Below are 18,603 nucleotides of genomic sequence, written 5' to 3'. Positions count from 1 at the left end.
AAAAGGATAACCGCAGTGAGCAAGCGCATGCTCGGCGCGGCGGCTGCCGCCGTCGCCGCCGTCGCCCTCGTGGCGTCCCCGGCCCAGGCCGACCCGGTCGGCACGCCGGCCTACCGCGACATCGCCATCGTCGGCTCGGACACCACCCAGACGGTGATGAACGGCCTGTCCGACGCGGTGCTCGTCAACGGCACCAAGGTCATGGGCTCCTACGACGCCCGCGGCTCGGACAACATCACCACCAAGGCGACCGGCTGCACCATCCCGAGACCGGCCTCCTCCGGTGCCGGCGTGACCGCGCTGGTCACGTCGGTCGAGGCGGGCGACAACTGCGTGCAGGCCGCGCGTTCGTCGTCGAACAACGCCTCGTCCTACGCGGGCAAGAACCTGACCTACATCCCGTTCGCGGTGGACGCCATGACCTACGCCGTCCGCAGCGACAGCACGGTCAGCAAGAAGCTCACCACGGCGCAGCTGAAGTCGATCTACAACTGCACCGCGCCGGGCGTCGGCACCAACTTCAAGCCGCTGCTGCCGCAGTTCGGCTCGGGCAGCCGCGACTTCTTCCTCAAGCAGCTGGGCCTCACCAACACGGCCAACTACACCACGCAGTTCCCGTGCGTGGTCGACGTGGACGTCAACGGCCAGCCGATCCAGGAGCACGTCGGCACCTACCTGACCGACACCAAGCACATCCTGCCGTACTCGATCGCCGTGTACGTCTCGCAGATCTACGGCAACGCGCCGGCCGCGCAGGGCAAGGCCGTGCTGGCCACGTTCAACGGCGTGCCGCCGTCGGTGCTCAACACCGCGTCGACGTTCAAGCGCGACGTCTACAACGTGGTGCCCACCACCAAGCTCGGCGAGGCGCTCTACGACCAGGTCTTCACCGGCGGTGACTCGCTCATCTGCGCGAAGACCGACGTCATCACGCAGTACGGCTTCGGCGTCAACCCGAACTGCGGCAGCACCCAGCTCGTCACCCCGCCCGCGCCGTAGTCGGCCGGCACCACCATCTCCGGAAGGTCAACTGTGCGCGGAAACACCGTCATCCGTCGCCTCGCAGGCGGCGCCATCGCGCTCGCGGCCCTGGCCGCGGCCACCCTCGGCACGGCGGGCGTCGCCCTGGCCGCCCCTCCCACGGGCGACCTGGGCACGCTCACCGTCAGCAAGCAGTCCGGCTCCGACGTCGAGGCGCCGTCCTACACCACGTCGGCGGGCTGCACCTCCGACTCGGACGGCTACAACCTGTTCGTCTACGGCCCCGGCGGCTTCGAGAACGGCCTGATCGGCACCACGCCGACCGACGTCGGCTTCTCCAGCTCCGCCCCGATCACCGTGCTGCAGGGCCTGTCCTTCAAGGACATCGCGGTCGACAACAGCACCACGGTCGTGCCCGGCACGTACACCATCGCGGTGAACTGCGTCGACCTGTTCACCGGCGAGACCAAGGGCACCTTCACCCGTGAGCTGTACTTCACCAGCGCGACCGCGTGGAGCACCACGGACCCGAACGCGCCGGTGACGACCAGCACCGCGCTGGCCGTGTCGCCGAACGCCCCGGTCACCGCGGGCACCCCGGTCACGCTCACCGCCACCGTGTCCCCGGCCTCGGCCACCGGCACGGTGCAGTTCAAGGACGGCGCGGCCGACCTCGGCGCGGCCGTCGCGGTGAACAACGGCGTCGCCTCCCTGACCACCTCGGACCTCCCGGCGGGCACCCGCTCGCTGACCGCGGTGTTCACCGGTTCCGCCGCGAACATCTCCGGCTCCACCTCGCCGGCGGTGTCCTACCAGGTCAACGCCCCGGTGGCGACGCCGACCACGACCGCCCTCGCGGTCACCCCGAGCGGCACGGCGGCGCAGTACTCGTCCGTGACGCTGAGCGCCACCGTGGCCCCGGCCACCGCGGCGGGCACCGTGCAGTTCCTCGACGGTGCGAACAACCTGGGCAACCCGGTCGCGGTCTCCGGCGGCACCGCCACCCTGACCGCGGCGACGCTGGCCGTGGGCGCGCACAGCTTCTCCGCGCGCTTCGTGCCCGCCAACGCCGCCGCGTTCGAGACCTCGGTCTCGGCCGGTGTGGCGCTGGAGATCACGCCGTTCGCGGGTGTCTCGGCCTCGGAGACCATCACCACCGAGGTGCTCGCCGGTGAGCTGCTGATCAGCGTGGCGAACCAGAACGTGGTCCTGCCCTCGCCGGTCATGGCCGCCGATGGCTCGCTGCTGACCACGGCCGGTGCGCTCAACCCGATCACGGTCACCGACACCCGTGCCGGCAACCCGGGCTGGAACGTCTCCGGCCAGGTGACGGACTTCGCCAGCGGCACCAACGCCATCAACGGCGCCAACCTCGGTTGGTCGCCGAAGGTCGTCGACAAGTCGCCGGTGCAGAACATCACCGCCGGCCCGACGGTCGAGCCGGCCGACGCCGTCGTGCCGGGTCAGGGTGCGGGCCTCGGCCTGTCCACCGCCCGGACGCTGGCCACGGCCGCCGCCCTGGGCGGCAACGGCACCGCGAACCTCGGCGCCGACCTGGCGCTGAAGGTGCCGACCTCGACGCTCGCGGGCACCTACACCGCGACGCTGACCCTCACCGCCATCTGATCGACGGGGCAGGCCGTCACGCACGGCCTGCCCCACCCTCCACTAAGGACTTCGCTATGACGCGGACCTGGCGTCGTGTGGCGCTTTCGGGCTTGCTGGCCCTGGTCTTCTCGGGCTTGGCCACGCCCGCGGCCTCGGCCGCGCCCGCCACGTTCGGCGTGCGGCCGGCGACCGCGCAGGCGCCGGACACGCGCAGCGCGTTCACCTACAGCGCCACGCCCGGAGCCGTGGTGCGCGACCACGTGGCCGTGTCGAACGTGGCCAACGACCCGGTGACGCTGCGGGTGTACGCCAGCGACGCGTTCAACACCCCTGACGGGGGCTTCGACCTGCTCGCCGCCGGCCGGGAGCCGGTCGACGTGGGCAAGTGGTCGGTGCTGGAGCGCGGGGAGGTGCTGGTGGCGCCCCGGTCCACGGTGATCGTGCCGTTCACGCTGACCGTGCCCGCCAACGCCACGCCCGGTGACCACACCGGCGGCATCGTCGCGTCCCTGACCACCGAGGCGTCCGGCGCGGACGGCCAGCGCGTGGCCGTGGAGCAGCGCGTGGGCGCCCGCGTGCACCTGCGGGTGTCCGGCGACCTGCGGCCCTCGTTGAGCATCGAGGACCTCACCGCGTCCTACGACGGGTCGTTCTTCGGGCGCGGCGACACGACGGTCGGCTACGTCGTGCGCAACACCGGGAACGTGCGGCTGGGCGGCAAGCAGAGCGTGCGCGTGGAGACGCCGTGGGGTGCCGGCACCGACGCGCCCGGCCTGGCCGACCTGCCGGAGCTGTTGCCCGGCAACACGTTCCGCGTGACGACCACCGTGCCGGGCGTGCTGCCCGCCGGGTGGCTGGACGCGCTGGTGCGCGTGGAGCCGGTCGCGCCGCAGGGCACCGAGGCGCCCGCCGCCGTGGACGCGAGCGTGACGACCGCCGCCGTGCCGTGGCTGCTGGTGGTCGTGCTGCTGCTGGTGCTCGCCTACGTCGTGTTCCGCCGCGTCCGCCGGGCCCGCCGCCCGGTCGGGCAGCCACAGCCGGAGGTCGAACGTGTCCCCGCTTAGAGTCTTCGCGCTCCTAGCGCTGCTGCTGGCGTTCGCGCCGGGCACCGCGCACGCCGCGCCGCTCGGCGGCCTGGTCGTGACGCCGGGGGAGAGCCGTGACGCGGCGCCGGTCCGGCTGGCCACGTCGGCGGGCTGCCCCCGTGAGGCGACCGGGTACGCGGCGACCATGCACGGTGCCGGGCTGCCCGCCGAAGGGCTGGTGATCGTGGCCAACGGTGACGTGGGGCTGACGCACGACCGGCCGTTCGAGGTGCCGGTGGCGTTGACGTTCCAGGACCTGGCGGCGGACCACGACGTCACCTTCAGCGGGCCGTACGAGCTGCGGCTGCACTGCATCGACGCGTTCACCCAGCAGGTGTACGGCGACTTCACCGGCACGGTGGACTTCGTCGAGCCCGCCCGGTACGTGGCGGTCGGTGCGGCGAAGGGCCCGCAGCAGCCGACCGCACCGCTGATCGTGCCCGCGCCCGACCCGGGGCTCGCGCCGCCGCCGTCCTCGGACGTGCCCGCGGAGCAGCCGACCGGCCAACCCGCCGACCAGCCCGCCGCCGAGGCCGCCGCCCAAGGCACACCCACCGGTTCCGGTGGCGGGCAACCACTCCTGTACGTCGCGATCGGCGTCGTCGGCGCGCTCGCGCTGGTCGGGGCGGGGTCCTACCTCCGCCGCCGCAGGACCCGCTGACCCACCCAACACAACGGAGGAACCCGCTCATGCGCAAGCGCCAACTGGTGGCGGCAGCCGCGGCCGTGCTCGCCGCGGTCAGCGCCGCGGTGATCGTCACCGCGACGACCGGACAGGCCGAGCCCCCGGTCGCGACGCTGGGCACCCTGGCCGTCGACCCGGAGACCGGCCGCGACACCACCGCCCCGGTGTTCACCACGTCCGCCGGCTGCCCGACCGACTCCGACGGCTACAACCTGTTCGTCTACGGACCGGGCGGCTTCGAGAACGGCCTGATCGGCACCACGCCGACCGACGTCGGCTTCTCCACCGTCGCCGGGTTCCCGGTCCTGCAAGGCCTGTCGTTCAAGGACATCGCGGTCGACAACAGCACGACGGTCGCTCCCGGCGAGTACACCGTCGTGGTGAACTGCGTGGACCTGTTCACCACCGAGAGCAAGGGCACGTTCACCCGGAAGCTGTTCTTCACCGACGCCACGACGTACCGGTCGACGGACCCGAACGCCACCACGACGACCGAACCGACGACGACCACCACGACCACGACGACGACGACGACCGAGCCGACCACCACCACGACGGAGCCGACCACTACAACGGATCCGACGACCACGACCGAGCCCACCACGACGACCACGGATCCGACGACCACCACCACGGATCCGACGACCACCACCACGGATCCCACGACCACGACGGATCCGACGACCACGACTGAGCCGACGACGACCACCACGGATCCGACGACTACGACGGAGCCGACGACCACCACGACGACGGAGCCGACCACCACGACGGATCCGACGACGACCACGACCGACTCCACCACCACGACGACGACCACGACGACCACCGAGCCGACCACGACGACGACCACCACGAGCCCCGGTGGCGACTTCACCCTCACGGTCAGCCCGAGCAGCGGTTCGGACCTCGACGCCCCCACCTACACCACCTCGACCGGCTGCGGTGAGAACGACTCCAGCGAGATCCGGATGACGATCTCCGGGCCGGGCGTGTTCCAGGCCGGCCTGACCGCCGCGCCGCCGACCGCGGTCGGCTTCTCCAAGGTCAGCCCGATCGCGGTGCTGCAGTACCTGTCGTTCAAGGACATCGCGGAGGAGCAGCCGGGCGGCGCGGTCCTCGCGGGCGACTACCGGGTCGAGGCCTACTGCGTGGACGCGTTCGGCCAGGTCCTGCGCACCTTCGCCACCGGGTTGCGGTTCACCGGTCCGACCGCGTGGGAGGCCGTGGGCGGCGTCGGCCCCACCACGACCACCACGACCACGACCGACGCCACGACCACCACGACCGGCAGCGGCACGGTGACCGACACGAGCACCACCACGGCCACCGACACCACGACCGGCACGACCACCGAAACCACGACCCCGGCCGCCGGCGCGCAGAACACCGGTCTGGCGAGCACCGGCGCCTCGACCGGCCTGCCGCTGTTCCTGGGCGGGCTGCTGGTGCTGGCGGGTGGCCTGGCCCTGGTCGTGGCGCGCAAGCGGCGGGTCCGGCGGTGACCGCCCCACCGGCGCCACCGGCGTCGAAGTCGGTGCCGCGGCCGTCCGCACCGGAGGCGCCGGTGGCGCCGGTGGTGGCACCACCGTCGACCCCGGACCTGATCGCCCAGATGCTGGTCATCCTCGGCGCCCTGCTGCTGTGCTTCGTGCTGCAGTTCGCCGCGATCGGCATCCTCAAGCACGACCGCGACCAGAGCCGCGCGTACGACGAGCTGCGCGGCCTGCTGGCCAACGCCACCGCGCCGGTCGCGGCGGTGGACGAGGGCGGCAGGCTGATCGGGACCGGCACGCCCGTCGCCCTGCTGGAGATCCCCCGCCTCGGCGTGCGCGAGGTGGTGGGCGAGGGCACGTCGTCGGACGCGCTGAAGTCCGGTCCCGGGCACCTGCGCGACTCGCCGCTGCCCGGCCAGGCCGGCGCGTCGGTGATCTTCGGCAGGCGCGCGGGCTACGGCGGCCCGTTCGCGCACATCGGCGAGCTCGGCCAGGGCGACCGGATCACCGTCACCACGGGCCAGGGCGTGCACGTCTACCAGGTGCAGGGCGTGCGCCGGGCCGGTGACCCCTACCGGCACAAGCCCGCCGCGGGCAAGGGCGGGCTGACGCTGGTCACCGCGGACGGCTCGTTCTTCCTGCCGTCCGACGTGCTGCGCGTGGACGCCAAGCTGGTCAGCGACGTGCGCCCCACGTCGGGCGCCTTGCCCTCGTTCGCGGTGCCCGAGCACGAGCGGCCCATGGCCGGTGACGCGGGCGCGCTCGTGCCGGTGGCGCTGTGGGCGCTGATCGTGGTCGTGGCCGCGTTCGGCGTCGTGTACCTGTACCAGCGGCTCGGCCGCTGGCACGCGTGGGTGGTCGGGGTGCCGCTGCTCGGCGCGCTGGGCGTGACCCTCGCCGACCAGACCGCCGCCCTGCTGCCCAACCTGATCTGAACGGAGACGGTGATGACGCTCACGATGCCCCCGGCCCTGGCCGACCTGGAGGCGCGGTCGATCTCGGCCTGGTTCGGCGAGCGCAAGGTGCTCGACCGGGTGTCGCTGGTGATGCCCGCGGGCACGGTCACCGCGCTGATCGGCCCGTCCGGCTGCGGCAAGTCGACGTTCCTGCGCATCCTCAACCGGATGCACGAGCTGATCCCCGGCGCGTCGCTGGCGGGCGAGGTGCTGCTGTCCGGGCAGGACGTTTACGACCCGGCGCGCAAGCTCACCGACGCGCGCAAGCGGATCGGCATGGTGTTCCAGAAGCCGAACCCGTTCCCCGCGATGTCGATCTACGACAACGTGGTGGCCGGCCTGAAGCTGACCGGCGTGCGCGCCCGGCGGGCGGAGAAGGACGCGCTGGTCGAGGAGTGCCTGACCAAGGCGGGCCTGTGGCCGGAGGTGCGCGACCGGCTCAAGCAGCCCGGTGGCGCGCTGTCCGGCGGCCAGCAGCAGCGGCTGTGCATCGCGCGGTCGCTGGCGGTGCGGCCGGACGTGCTGCTCATGGACGAGCCGTGCTCGGCGCTGGACCCGACGTCGACCCGGCGGATCGAGCAGACCATCGCCGAACTGGCCCACGAGGTGACGATCGTGATCGTCACGCACAACATGCAGCAGGCGGCACGGGTGTCGCAGCAGTGCGCGTTCTTCCTGGCCGAGCAGGGTACGCCGGGGGTGATCGTGGAGGCCGGGCCGACCAAGAGGATCTTCGAATCCCCCTCGGACACCCGCACGTCGGACTACGTCCACGGCCGGTTCGGCTGACGTCCGCCGGGGCGGCTCGACCCGCACCGGATCGCCACCCGGCGCTGTTACGATTCGCCGCCCCAGACACTCGCGGTCATCGGAAAGGTGACATCTGCATGCACAGCAACAAGCCCAAGGCGGACTTACTGCGCGACCTCCACGCGGACGGGGTGCTCGTGCTCCCCAACGCCTGGGACGCGGGCAGCGCCGCCCTGATCGCGCGCGCCGGAGCGAAGGCGGTCGCCACCACCAGCGGTGGTGTGTCGTGGGCGCTGGGCCGCCCGGACGGGCAGAACCTGTCCCGTGACGAGATGGTCGAGCAGGTGCGCCTGATCGCCGCCGCCGTGGACGTGCCCGTCACCGCCGACGTCGAGGGCGGCTACGGCCACGCGCCCGAGGACGTCGCGGCGACCGTCGAAGCCGTGATCGGCGCGGGCGCCGTCGGCGTGAACATCGAGGACTCCAAGGGTTTCGGCGTCCCGCTGTTCACCGCCGAGGAGCAGGCCGCCCGGTTGCGGGCGGCACGGGAGGCGGCGGAGCGCGCCGGGCTGCCCGAGCTGGTGGTCAACATCCGCACCGACGTGTTCCTGTTCCAGGTCGGCGAGCCCGAGGGCCGGCTGGACGACGTGCTGGCCCGTGCCGCGGTCTACGCCGAGGCGGGCGCGGACGTGCTGTTCGTGCCCGGCCTGGTCGACCTCGACGTGCTGAAGGCGCTGGTCGCGGCCTCGCCGCTGCCGGTCAACGTGATGGCGGGCCCCGGCGCGCCGACCGTGGCCGAGTTCGAGGCGGTCGGCGTCCGGCGGGTCAGCCTCGGCACCGCGGTCACCCAGGCCGCGTACTCGGTCGCGCACCGCGCCGCCGAGGAGGCCCTGACCAAGGGCACGTACACCGAGCTGGACGGCGCGCTGGACTTCGGCGCCGTCAACGGTGTGTTCACCCGCTGAGTGGTTCCCGCCGACCTCGATTGATCGTGAGGTCAGATCAACCCTGTCGGACAACGTCCGGCTCCGGTGGACTGGACCTCGGCCGGGGCGCCCGTGACGGGTGCCCCGGCCGAGGACGATTCGTAATCGGTTGGCGACGGACGGGGAAAATCGCAGTGACCACGAAGGAAGCGGGTGCGGCGGGCGGCGTTCTCGCGAGCGTCCGCGCGACGCCACGGCCGGTCCGCTACCTGCTCGCCGGCGTGCTCGTCAACCAGCTCGGCGCGTTCGCGCAGACGTTCCTGGTGCTGTACCTGACGGCGCGCCAGTTCTCCATCGGCCAGGCCGGTATCGCGCTCACCTGCTACAGCGCGGGCGCGGTGCTCGGCACGCTGCTCGGCGGGGAGCTGACCCACCGGCTCGGGCCGCGCGCCACGATCGTCAGCGCCATGACGGCGTCGGCGGCGGTGCTGGCGGTCATGCCGATGCTGAGCACGCCGGGGCTGTTCGGCGTGCTGCTGGTCGCCATCGGCGCGGCGGGCCTGGCCACCCAGTGCTACCGGCCCGCGGCGGCCGTGCTGCTCAGCGAGCTGATGCCGGCCGAGCACCGGGTCATGGCGTTCTCCATGATGCGCATCGCGCTCAACGGCGGCGCGGCCCTCGCGCCGCTCATCGCGGCGGGCCTGATCCTGGTCGACTGGGACCTGCTGTTCTACTTCGACGCCGTGTCGGCGCTGGCGTACGCGGTGGTGGCGCGGCTGACCCTGCCCGCCATGGCCGCGCCGCGCGACGACGACGAGGCCGAGTCGGGCGACCAGAAGCGGTCGGCGTACGCGGTGATGCTGCGCGACGGCCGGTACCTGGCGTTCCTCGCGTCGGTGCTGCTCGGCACGCTCATCTACGTGCAGTACGTGGTGGCGTTGCCGCTGAAGATCACCAGCGAGGGCCACCCGGCCGCGCTGTACAGCATCGTGCTCACCACGGCGTCGATCATCCTGGTCGTGTCCGAGTTGAAGATCACCTCGTACGTGAAGAACTGGGTGCCGTGGGCGGCCGGCGCGGTCGGCACGGCGGTGATGGGCCTGGGCGCGGCGGGGTACGGGCTCGGCTCGCACGCGGTGGTGATCGTGGTCAGCACGGCGGTGTTCGTGCTCGGCGTGATGATCAGCGGGCCGACGATGTTCGCGCACCCGGCGAAGTTCCCCGCCTCGGTGCGCGGCCGGTACGTCGGCACGCACCAGGCCACGTTCGGCCTCGGTTCGGCGTTGGGCCCCACGCTCGGCGTGCTGGCCTGGGGCGCGTTCGGCAACGGCGTGTGGCTGCTGTGCGGGGTGCTCGGGCTGATCGGCGGCTGGTTCGCGCTGGTGGGCATGAGGGAGGGCAAGAACCCGGTGACCGAAACGGTGTGACCGAAACAGTGTGATGGAATCGGTGTGACCGACCACACGCATTGCGGACGACGGCCCGGCAGGCGACGCCTGTCGGGCCGGTCGTCGTTCCGGGGTCTTTTTCCCGGATTTTCCGGGTCACCGATAATAAGGTTGCAACTCGCCGCGCACGCGTCGCGACGTTGGGTTACAAATGCCTCGTGGTCCGAACGTTACGGTTCCTCGCTTTGAGGTCATATTCAATCCCTATGGTCCTCCGATCGGCGGTAGCGGGAGGTCGACCCCTTATTCATGCTTGGCCCGCCACATGGAGAGAAAGGGATCCGCTGGGGATGGGTAGACCGGAAAAACCTGTCGACGCCTCGTCCGGAGCGGTCGCGACCTTCGCGAGCGAGTTGCGACGACTGCGCGCTCGGGCGGGCAACCCCACGTACCGGGACATGGGTCGGGCGGCCTTGTACTCCTCGTCGGTGCTGTCCAGCGCGGCCAGCGGCCACCGCATGCCGACGTTGCAGGTGACGCTGGCGTTCGTGGCCGCGTGCGGCGGCGACCGCGAGCAGTGGCGACGTCGGTGGCTGGAGGTGTCCAGCGGACTGGACCCCGAAGCCGCGGGCACGTCGGTGCGCCCGGAACCGGTGACCGCGCGGTCGTGCGTGCCGCGACCGGCGCAGCTGCCGATGAGACCGCGCCGCTTCGTCGGCCGGGCCGACGAACTGCGCCTGCTCGCCGCCGACCCGGCCACCCCCGTGGTGATCAGCGGACCGGCGGGTGTCGGCAAGACCGAGCTGGCGCTGCACCACGCCCACCGCCTGGCCGCCGACGCGGTGGACGGCGGGCTCTACGTCGACCTCGGGCCGCTGGAGCCGGGGGAGCGGGGCGCGCGGACCGTGCTGGACGGGTTCCTGCGCGCGTTGGGCGTGCCCGTCGAGAACCTGCCGGACACCGTCGACCAGCAGGCGGGCTTATACCGATCCCTGATCGCCGAACGCAGGCTCGTCGTGCTGCTGGACAACGTTCGCGACGAGCGGCAGGTCCGCCCGCTGCTGGTGGAGAGCCCGCACAGCACCACGATCGTCGTCGGCCGGTCGGCGCTGCTCGGCCTGCGCGGCGTGCGCAGGCTGCGGCTGGCCGTGCCGCCGCGGGTGGAGGCCATCGCGATGCTCGCGGGCGGAGTGCCGGACCCGGTCGCCGCCGAGCCCGAGGTGTGCGACCGGCTCGCCCGGCTGTGCGGCGACCTGCCGCTGGCGCTGGACATCGCCGCGCGCAAGCTCGCGGCCAGGCCGGACGTGCCGGTGAGCCTGGTGCTCGCGCGGCTGAGCGAGCCCGGTGCGTTGCTGGACTGGCTGCGCGTCGGCGACCTGTCGGTGCGCGACTCCTACCAGTCCACCTACCTGGGCCTCGGTGAGGCGGCGAAGGCGCTGCTGCACCAGGTGGCGCACCAGCCGGCGGCCGAGCCGGTGCTGCTCGGTGCGTTCATCGACGACGAACCGGTGTACGAGTTGGCCGACGCGGGGTTGCTGCGCGGTGCCGGCAGGCCGGGGGCGTACCGGTTGGATCCGCTGGGCCGCGCGTTCGTGCTCGACCTGCGTGCGACCGGGCACACGGTGCGCCGGTCGACCCGCCAGGAATTGATTGTCACGGCCGGACGCCACTACCGATCAACTGTGCAGTCGGCTTGACTGTGGTCGTGACGGGCTGCTGCGTTAATTCGCGCGGGAGTTCGCGGGAATAGCTGGTAAATCCGGGTCGCGTGCACGGGGGGCGCGGGGCGGGGGTTGGTGGTTCCTTCCGGCTCGATTTGACATGGGGCCCTTGCGGGCACTCCAGGCAGGCCAAAGCCGGCAGGCCCGGCGGGGAAGAGCGTCCCGCCGGGCCTGCTGGCTTCGACCAGCCTGAAGCACCCGAACCCATGTCGAATCGGGCCTCGGTGGGCGGGCGGCGGGTCCGTTGTGAGTACGAGAGTTCCGGCCTGGGGGAGGTGCGCTGAAGTGGGTGGATCGGTCGACTTCTCGACGCTCGCGGAGTTGGTGGACGGGTACGTGCGGTTGCCGGGAGATCCCGGGTTCGTGGCGGCCAGTCGTCCGTTCAACAAGCGGTTTGCCGATGTGCGGCCGTTGGCCGTGTTGTCGGTGGCTGGTGCGGATGATGTGGGGCGGGCGATCGTTTGGGCGCGGGACAACGGGGTGCCGGTGGTGGCCAGGGGTGGTGGGCACAGTTATGCGGGCTACTCGGTGAACGCCGGGCTCGTGTTGGATTTGCGGGGGTTGGACGAGGTTCGGGTGGATCCGTCCAGCGAGTTGGTGACGGTGGGTGGCGGGACGCGGATGTCGACGCTCTACGCCGGGTTGGAGCGGTACGACTTGGCGTTTCCGGCGGGTAATGCGGATGACGTGGCCATCGGTGGGTTGGTGCTGGGTGGTGGTGTGGCGGCGGTGTCGCGGTCGTTCGGCCTCACCTGTGACTCGTTGGTGGAGACCGAGGTCGTGTTGGCCGATGGGACGATGGTCACGTGCAATGAGACCAGCAACGCCGATCTGTTCTGGGCGTGTCGGGGTGGTGGCGGCGGTAACTTCGGGGTGAACACGTCGTTCACGTTCCAGGCGCGGCCGGTGTTGACCAGTTCGACGTGCCTGTTGTTGTGGCACCGCGAACACGCGCGGGACGTGTTGGGGTGCATGCAGGAGATCATGGAACGGGCGCCGGACGAGTTCGCGGCCCGCATCGGCGTCGCGCGTGCCGGTGCCGAGGAGGCGGTCGTCTCGGTCGTCGGGTGGCACCTGGGCCCGGCCGAGGAGTTGCGGGAGTTGTTGCGGCCCGCGCTGGCGGTGGCCGAGCCGTTCCGGGTCGACATCGCCGACCGGACCTACTGGGAGGCCAAGGACTACCTGCACCACAACACGGAGGGTGGCGCGTTCGCCGTGCGCACGCGGTCCACGGCCAAGCCGTTGCCGGACGCGGGGGTGGCCACCATCGTGGACGCGGTCGACGCGTGGCCGGGAAGCAGCAACGCCGACGGTGCGGGGGTCGCGCTGTTCACGTGGGGTGGTGCGATCAACCGGGTGCCGGTCACCGAGACCGCGTTCCCGCACCGCGACGTGCTCTTCCTGATCTCGATGGACACGTCGTGGCACACCGAGGACGGGCCCGCCGTGGTGCGCGCGAACCTCGACTGGCTCGCCGGGCTGCACGAGCGGATGGGCGAGTTCGCGGCGGACGCGGCGTACGTCAACTTCACCGATCCCGACCTGGACGACTGGCGGTCGGCCTACCACGGGCCGAACCACGCCCGGTTGGTCGAGGTGAAGCGCCGGTACGACCCCGACCGCGTCTTCCGCTTCCCCCAGGCGATCTAGGACCGACCGGTGTCGACAAGCAGGTCGACCACCTCGGACAACCGCTCAGGAGTGACCATGGCCGTGCCCGAGACGGGCGAGGAGATCCTCGCCCGCGCCCAGGAGCTGGCACCGAGGCTGCGCGAGCGGTCCGAGGAGATCGAGAGCCTGCGGCGCCTGCCCGAGGACGTCGTGGCGCTGATGCGTGACGCGGGCGTGTTCCGGATGGGCTTCGGCCGTGACCGGGGTGGCCCCGAGATGACCTCGGAGCAGCAGACCAGGGTCGTCGAGGCGCTGGCGTACGGTGACGCGTCCGCCGGGTGGTGCGCCATGATCGGCATGGACACCGGCCTGTACGCCCGGTTCCTGGATCCGGCCGTGGCCAAGGGGATGTTCCCCAGCATCGACATGGTGACCGCGGGCCTGCTGTTCCCGACCGGCCGGGCGGAGATCGTGCCCGGCGGCTACCGGCTGACCGGCCGCTGGCAGTTCGGCAGCGGCATCACGCACGCCGACTGGGTGGTGTCCGGCGCGATGCTGTTCCGCGACGGCGAGCCGGACGGCGTGCCGCAGAACTCGATGCTGATGATGGTGCCGCGGGAGCGGGTCGAGGTGGTCGACACCTGGCACACCACGGGCCTGGCGGGCAGCGGCAGCTGCGACTACACGATCACCGACGTGTTCGTGCCCGCGGAGCACACGTTGCTGTTCAGCGAGGTGCACGGACCCGCCGGGCCGCTGGCGCAGGCCGAGGTGCACAGGCGCAACATGCCGGGTGTGCCGCTCGGGGTGGCCCGCGCCGCGCTGGACTTCGTCCGCGAGACCGCCGTCGCCAAGGGGCGGGTGGACGACTACCGCACCCAGGTCGCCCTGGCCGAGTGCGAGGCGGACTTCACCGCCACCCGCGCGGGCGTGTACGAGAGCCTGCGGCGCCAGTGGGACGTGCTGTCGGCCGGCGGCACCATGAACGACCTCACGCCGCACGAGCGGGCCGCGCTGCCGCTGTCCCGGCTGCACGCGTTCCGCACCGCCCGGTCCATCGTGACCAGGCTGTACGACCTGGTGCAGACCGCGTCGATCTACCGGCCGTCACCGCTGGACCGGTGGCTGCGCGACACTACGACCATGTGCCAGCACGTCGTCGCCCAGGACCGGATCCTGCAGACCGCCGGCGCGTACCTGCTCGGCGGCGCGCCCGCTTTCCCGCTCGCGCTCGGCATCACCCGATGAGCACGACCAACCTTGGAGAGGACACCATGACCGCGCGACCGGTGATCATCGTCGGCTTCCTGGCGCCGCTGCCCACCCGCCCCGAGTTCGAGGACGCCTCGATGGTGCTCGTCGACGAGCCGGACGTCATCCGCAACCGGGACGTGGCCGGGAAGATGGCGGGCGCGCCCATGCTGCGCGAACTCGTGCCGTGGGAGTACCAGGTGGCGGGCGCGGCGGACGAGTTCTACAACACCTACCCCGACCTCGACCCGGCCTACGTCGTGCCGCTGGTCGAGTACGCCACGCCGTTCGCGGCCCGGCTCGCCGAGCGCTACGGGCTGCCCGGCGCGACCAGCGGTGCGGCGCAGCTGTTGCGGGACAAGGAGTTGCTGCGCCGCGTCACCCGGGCCGCGGGTGTCGACAACCCCGCGTCGACGGCGGTGGACACGCCGGACGACGTGCGCGCGTTCATGGCCGCCAACCCCGGCCGCGTCGTGCTCAAGCCCGCGAACCGGCAGGCGTCGCTGGGCACGAAGGTGCTGCACGACGTGGCCGAGGTCGACCAGGCGTGGCAGGAGTGCCTGGCCGGCCAGGACGAGGGCATCCTGGTGCCCGAGCGGGAGATCCCGCTGCGGATGCTGGTCGAGACGTTCGTCAGCGGCGCGGAGTACAGCGTCGAGATGCTGGTCCGCGACGGCGTGCCGCTGTTCACCAACGTCACCGGCAAGACCCTGTTCCCCGGTCCGCGCCCGATCGAGCTGGGCCACCTCGTGCCCGCCGACCTGCCCGAGGACACGTCCGCGCTGCTCGCCGAACGCACCGGGGCGGTGTTGCGGGCGGTCGGCTTCGGCACCGGCATCGTGCACTGCGAGTGGATCCTGGCGGACGGCACGCCTTACCTGGTCGAGTGCGCGGGCCGGTTCCCCGGCGACGGCATCACGTGGCTGATCGACGAGGCCTACGGGTTCCCGCTGGCCGAGCGCTACTACACGATCATGCGCGGCGAGGAGCCGCCCGCACTGCCCGGCAAGGCCGAACGCGCGGCGGCCGTGCGGTTCCTGCGGGCCGAGCCGGGCGAGGTCGTGGCGGTCGAGGGCCTGGAGGAGGCCAAGGCCATGCCCGGCGTGCTTTCCGCGTCGGTGTCGGCGGCACCCGGCGAGGAGGTGCGGGAGCTGCGCAGCTCGTGGGACCGGGCCGGTTCGGTGACGGTCGTGGCGGACACCCCGGCCGAGGCGGCGGTGCTCGCGGAGAAGGCAGCCGGGGCGATCAAGGTGCAGGTGCGCGCGGCAGAATGACCGGCATGCCAACCCCAGTCGCCGTGCACACGGTGATCGACAGCCCGATCGGTGAGATCACGCTGGTCGCGCGAGACGGCGTGCTCGCGGGCCTGTACATGGCCGAACACCGCCACCGACCGGCGCTGTCGACCTTCGGCGCGCGCGACGCGGCGCCGTTCGGCGAGGTGGTCGCCCAGCTGGAGGAGTACTTCGCGGGCAAGCGGACGGAGTTCGACCTGCCGCTGTCGATGGCGGGCACCCCGTTCCAGCGGACCGTGTGGGACGCCCTGAAGGACATCCCGCACGGCGAGACGGTGTCGTACGGCGAGCTGGCGGCCCAGATCGGCCGGCCCACCGCGTCCCGCGCGGTCGGGCTGGCCAACGGGAAGAACCCGATCAGCATCATCGTGCCGTGCCACCGGGTCGTCGGCTCGACCGGCAGCCTCACCGGGTACGGCGGCGGGATCGAGCGCAAGCGGATGCTGCTGGGCTTCGAACGCGGTGACCTGCTCTGGTGAAACTCGTCCACCCGTGTCGGTGCGTCCGACTACCATCCGCGCGTGGAAATCTCGATGGCGGTTCCCTATGACGAGCAGCGCCTGCGTCGCTCGCTCAAGTTCGTGCTGCGCCGCAACGTCAAGAGGCTGCGCGTCATCGGCCTGATCATGGCGGCTCTCGGCGCGGTGCTGATGCTCGTGACCGGACCCACGATCACGACGATCCTCCTGGTCGTCCTCGGCCTGGTCTACGCCGTCGCGATGGAGCCGTTGCTGCTGTGGCAGAGCCTGCGCGCGCTGAACCCGGCCACCCGGCAGGACTACCGGCTGACCGTGGACGAGGCCGGGATCACCATGAAGGCGGACGCGTACGAGCAGCGGTTGGCGTGGTCGACGATCCAACGGGTCGACGAACAGCCCGACGCGTGGTTCCTCATGATCACCAAGGCGCAGGCCCTCGGCATCTACAAGAATCTGATGACCGCGGAGCAGCGGTCGCAGTTCGTCGCCATCCTCGCCCAGCGCCAACCCGCCTGACCTGGACCGGGTCCGTCCCGGTCGAGGAGTTCCGCCGCGGCCGTGCGCACGGCTTCGTCCTCGGTGAACGTCCGCCGGCCGCCGTTGTGGGCCAGCCTGCGGGGGTTGTCCAGCACCGCACGCGCGAGAGCGGGCGGTCCTACGGCGATGCGATCACGCACCGCGTCCTGCGCCCGCTCGGGCTGCGGGGAACGTCACTGCCGGGCACGCGGGTGGAGATCCCCGGTCCGCACGCCCGCGCCTACCTCAGGTTCGAGGACGAGGTCTTCGACGTCACCGAGTACGACCCGTCCTTCATCGGGGCGGCCGGCGAGATGATCTCCACCACGGCGGACCTGAACCGCTTCGTGGACGCGCTGCTGGACGGCCGCCTGCTGCACCCGGCCCAACTGCGGGAGATGCTGGGCACGGTCGATGGAAGAGGGCTGGGGCTGGTCACCTACGAGGTGTCGTGCGGAGCACGGGTGTGGGGCCACAACGGGCGTCTCACGGGCTACTCCAGCACGGTGGTGAGCAGCGAGGACACCCGCACGAGGATGACCTTCGCGGTGAGCTGGGCCTGGGACTTCGGGTCGGTCACCGGCCGCGAGGCGCTGCTTGAGGAGGTCTACTGCTGACTCGGTGACCGGACGAGGGACCCCGTCTGAACCGGAGCGCCTGCGCCACCATCACGAGGCCGTGGTCCGGTGGTCGATGATCCGCATCACCGGCCGCCGGTTCACCCAACCCCGGTAGCTCGGAAACGGTCACCGAGGGCGGGCAGCGGGACGGCGCGGCGGCGAGGGGTGCCGCCGCGCCGGTTCGCCGGGTGGGTCAGCTCGCCGCGCAGGAGACGGAGGGCCAGGTCCAGTTGCCGTTGGCCTGGATGGTCGCGCCCCAGTTGTTGCCGCTGCCGTTCGGTCGTGCGGTCAGGGTTTGGGCGTTCGGGTAGCTCGCGCTGATGTTCCAGGTGGACAGGACCTTCGCGGGCGACGGGACGTTCATCGTCACGGTCCAGTTGGACGAGCCGCTGACCGAGACGTTGAGGTTGTAGCGGTCGCTCCACCGGTCACCCGCGGACAGGGTGGCGGTGCAGCCGCCGGTGCCCGGGTTGGGCGGGTTGCCGGTGGAGGTGCCGTCGACGGTGATGTTGGAGCTGCCGCTGCTCTGGTAGCCCTCGGTCGCCATGATCATGTAGTAGTGGCTGCCCAGGTTCATCCCCTGGCGGGCCCACGCGTCGAAGTGGTTGCCGGACGTGATGCTGCCGCCCGTCTTCTTCGACTGCCGAACGCTCCAGTACTGGTCGAAAGTGCGCGTGCCGTCGATGGACGGCGCATTGGTCCGGGTGGTCTTGTAGATGTCGTAAGTACCGCCGTCGGTGGTGACCGTGCCCTTGTACTGGCCGGTCGGCCGGTAAGTGCCCCAGTTGTCGACGATGTAGTACTCGACCAGCGGGTTGCGGGTCCAGCCGTAAAGCGTCAGATAGGCGTTGCCGGACGGGTTGAAGCTGCCCGAGTAGTTCACCGTCCGGCGCCCGCCGGTGGCCCAGCCCTTGCCCGCGACGAAGTTGCCGGTGTTGCGCCACGACGTGCTGTAATTGCCGCCGGACCCGAGCTCCATGGAGACCGTGCCCTGGCTGTCGGTCCAGAACGAGTAGAAGTACCCGTTGTTGGTGCCTTCTTGATTGGTGGTCACGGCCGCGTGCGCGTTCGACGCCACGATCGCCATGAGCAGGAAAGTGATCGCCGTCAACGGGAGCAATCTCCCGCCTCTGATCTTGCCGGCCATCGGCGAATTCCTTTCAGCAGCGTTGCTGATCGACGGGAAATAGCATCAAGTCGACTGTCTGAACCTGTCAACAGGTTGCGAAACTTTC

General features: G+C 71.4%; 17 protein-coding genes. 16 read left to right on the top strand and 1 reads right to left on the bottom strand.

Features of this window, described 5'->3' with window-relative positions; genetic code table 11:
* Window positions 1-15 precede the first annotated feature (15 nt).
* The 16 genes from B0I31_RS31945 (at window position 16) to B0I31_RS31865 (ending at window position 17,365) form a co-directional block, all read left to right on the top strand.
* Window positions 16-999: a substrate-binding domain-containing protein gene (locus B0I31_RS31945; RefSeq protein WP_245950588.1), complete on the top strand. Its 984-nt coding sequence runs from the start codon at window positions 16-18 to the stop codon at window positions 997-999.
* 33 nt (window positions 1,000-1,032) lie between these two features.
* Window positions 1,033-2,607, top strand: coding sequence for an Ig-like domain-containing protein (locus B0I31_RS31940; protein ID WP_106619116.1), 1,575 nt, complete (start codon window positions 1,033-1,035; stop codon window positions 2,605-2,607).
* Window positions 2,608-2,663: 56 nt separating this feature from the next.
* Window positions 2,664-3,653, top strand: coding sequence for a WxL protein peptidoglycan domain-containing protein (locus tag B0I31_RS31935; protein ID WP_106619115.1), 990 nt, complete (start codon window positions 2,664-2,666; stop codon window positions 3,651-3,653).
* Window positions 3,640-4,335 carry a hypothetical protein gene (locus tag B0I31_RS31930; protein WP_106619114.1) on the top strand — a complete coding sequence of 232 codons (696 nt, stop codon included), beginning with the start codon at window positions 3,640-3,642 and terminating at the stop codon, window positions 4,333-4,335. Before B0I31_RS31935 ends, B0I31_RS31930 begins: the two co-directional genes overlap by 14 nt.
* A 29-nt stretch (window positions 4,336-4,364) precedes the next feature.
* Complete coding sequence (locus tag B0I31_RS41340; RefSeq protein WP_219910892.1) at window positions 4,365-5,864, top strand: hypothetical protein; 1,500 nt, start codon at window positions 4,365-4,367, stop codon at window positions 5,862-5,864.
* The gene (locus B0I31_RS31915; protein ID WP_245950587.1) at window positions 5,861-6,790 is read left to right on the top strand and encodes a sortase; all 930 of its coding nucleotides are present in this window, start codon (window positions 5,861-5,863) and stop codon (window positions 6,788-6,790) included. The genes B0I31_RS41340 and B0I31_RS31915 overlap by 4 nt, the downstream gene beginning before the upstream one ends.
* A gap of 12 nt (window positions 6,791-6,802) precedes the next feature.
* The gene (pstB, locus tag B0I31_RS31910) at window positions 6,803-7,600 is read left to right on the top strand and encodes a phosphate ABC transporter ATP-binding protein PstB (protein ID WP_106619112.1); all 798 of its coding nucleotides are present in this window, start codon (window positions 6,803-6,805) and stop codon (window positions 7,598-7,600) included.
* 98 nt (window positions 7,601-7,698) lie between these two features.
* Window positions 7,699-8,526 (top strand): isocitrate lyase/PEP mutase family protein, encoded by an 828-nt coding sequence (locus B0I31_RS31905; protein ID WP_073891134.1) that lies wholly within the window; start codon window positions 7,699-7,701, stop codon window positions 8,524-8,526.
* A 155-nt stretch (window positions 8,527-8,681) separates the two neighbouring features.
* On the top strand, window positions 8,682-9,914 hold the full coding sequence (locus tag B0I31_RS31900) for an MFS transporter (RefSeq protein WP_106619111.1): 1,233 nt from the start codon (window positions 8,682-8,684) through the stop codon (window positions 9,912-9,914).
* Window positions 9,915-10,225: 311 nt separating this feature from the next.
* Window positions 10,226-11,572 (top strand): ATP-binding protein, encoded by a 1,347-nt coding sequence (locus B0I31_RS31895; protein ID WP_146174026.1) that lies wholly within the window; start codon window positions 10,226-10,228, stop codon window positions 11,570-11,572.
* A 309-nt stretch (window positions 11,573-11,881) separates the two neighbouring features.
* On the top strand, window positions 11,882-13,246 hold the full coding sequence (locus B0I31_RS31890; RefSeq protein WP_106619109.1) for an FAD-binding oxidoreductase: 1,365 nt from the start codon (window positions 11,882-11,884) through the stop codon (window positions 13,244-13,246).
* Window positions 13,247-13,303: 57 nt separating this feature from the next.
* Complete coding sequence (locus B0I31_RS31885; protein WP_106619108.1) at window positions 13,304-14,455, top strand: acyl-CoA dehydrogenase family protein; 1,152 nt, start codon at window positions 13,304-13,306, stop codon at window positions 14,453-14,455.
* Between the two features lie 26 nt (window positions 14,456-14,481).
* Window positions 14,482-15,732: an ATP-grasp domain-containing protein gene (locus B0I31_RS31880; RefSeq protein ID WP_106619107.1), complete on the top strand. Its 1,251-nt coding sequence runs from the start codon at window positions 14,482-14,484 to the stop codon at window positions 15,730-15,732.
* Window positions 15,733-15,737: 5 nt separating this feature from the next.
* Window positions 15,738-16,232: a methylated-DNA--[protein]-cysteine S-methyltransferase gene (locus B0I31_RS31875; protein WP_219910891.1), complete on the top strand. Its 495-nt coding sequence runs from the start codon at window positions 15,738-15,740 to the stop codon at window positions 16,230-16,232.
* 42 nt (window positions 16,233-16,274) lie between these two features.
* Window positions 16,275-16,748: a YcxB family protein gene (locus tag B0I31_RS31870; protein WP_146174025.1), complete on the top strand. Its 474-nt coding sequence runs from the start codon at window positions 16,275-16,277 to the stop codon at window positions 16,746-16,748.
* Window positions 16,749-16,834: 86 nt separating this feature from the next.
* Window positions 16,835-17,365, top strand: coding sequence for a serine hydrolase domain-containing protein (locus B0I31_RS31865; RefSeq protein ID WP_219910890.1), 531 nt, complete (start codon window positions 16,835-16,837; stop codon window positions 17,363-17,365).
* Between the two features lie 196 nt (window positions 17,366-17,561).
* Here the strand turns inward: B0I31_RS31865 and B0I31_RS42760 are convergent, their stop codons facing one another.
* A complete protein-coding gene (locus B0I31_RS42760; protein ID WP_281262334.1) occupies window positions 17,562-18,479 on the bottom strand; it encodes a glycoside hydrolase family 11 protein in 918 nt (305 codons plus the stop codon).
* Window positions 18,480-18,603 lie beyond the last annotated feature (124 nt).

It is taken from the genome of Saccharothrix carnea, assembly GCF_003014735.1.
In the GTDB taxonomy this organism is placed as follows: domain Bacteria; phylum Actinomycetota; class Actinomycetes; order Mycobacteriales; family Pseudonocardiaceae; genus Actinosynnema; species Actinosynnema carneum.
Note: the sequence above shows the minus strand (reverse complement) of the source record. Positions and strands in the feature narration are given on the sequence as shown.

Excerpts from the sequence above, each read along its gene's own strand:
- B0I31_RS31935 (WP_106619115.1), top strand. The coding sequence starts at position 2,664 with ATGACGCGGACCTGGCGTCGTGTGGCGCTTTCGGGCTTGCTGGCCCTG.
- B0I31_RS41340 (WP_219910892.1), top strand. The coding sequence starts at position 4,365 with ATGCGCAAGCGCCAACTGGTGGCGGCAGCCGCGGCCGTGCTCGCCGCG.
- pstB (WP_106619112.1), top strand. The coding sequence starts at position 6,803 with ATGACGCTCACGATGCCCCCGGCCCTGGCCGACCTGGAGGCGCGGTCG.
- B0I31_RS31905 (WP_073891134.1), top strand. The coding sequence starts at position 7,699 with ATGCACAGCAACAAGCCCAAGGCGGACTTACTGCGCGACCTCCACGCG.
- B0I31_RS31895 (WP_146174026.1), top strand. The coding sequence starts at position 10,226 with ATGGGTAGACCGGAAAAACCTGTCGACGCCTCGTCCGGAGCGGTCGCG.
- B0I31_RS31885 (WP_106619108.1), top strand. The coding sequence starts at position 13,304 with ATGGCCGTGCCCGAGACGGGCGAGGAGATCCTCGCCCGCGCCCAGGAG.
- B0I31_RS31880 (WP_106619107.1), top strand. The coding sequence starts at position 14,482 with ATGACCGCGCGACCGGTGATCATCGTCGGCTTCCTGGCGCCGCTGCCC.
- B0I31_RS31875 (WP_219910891.1), top strand. The coding sequence starts at position 15,738 with ATGCCAACCCCAGTCGCCGTGCACACGGTGATCGACAGCCCGATCGGT.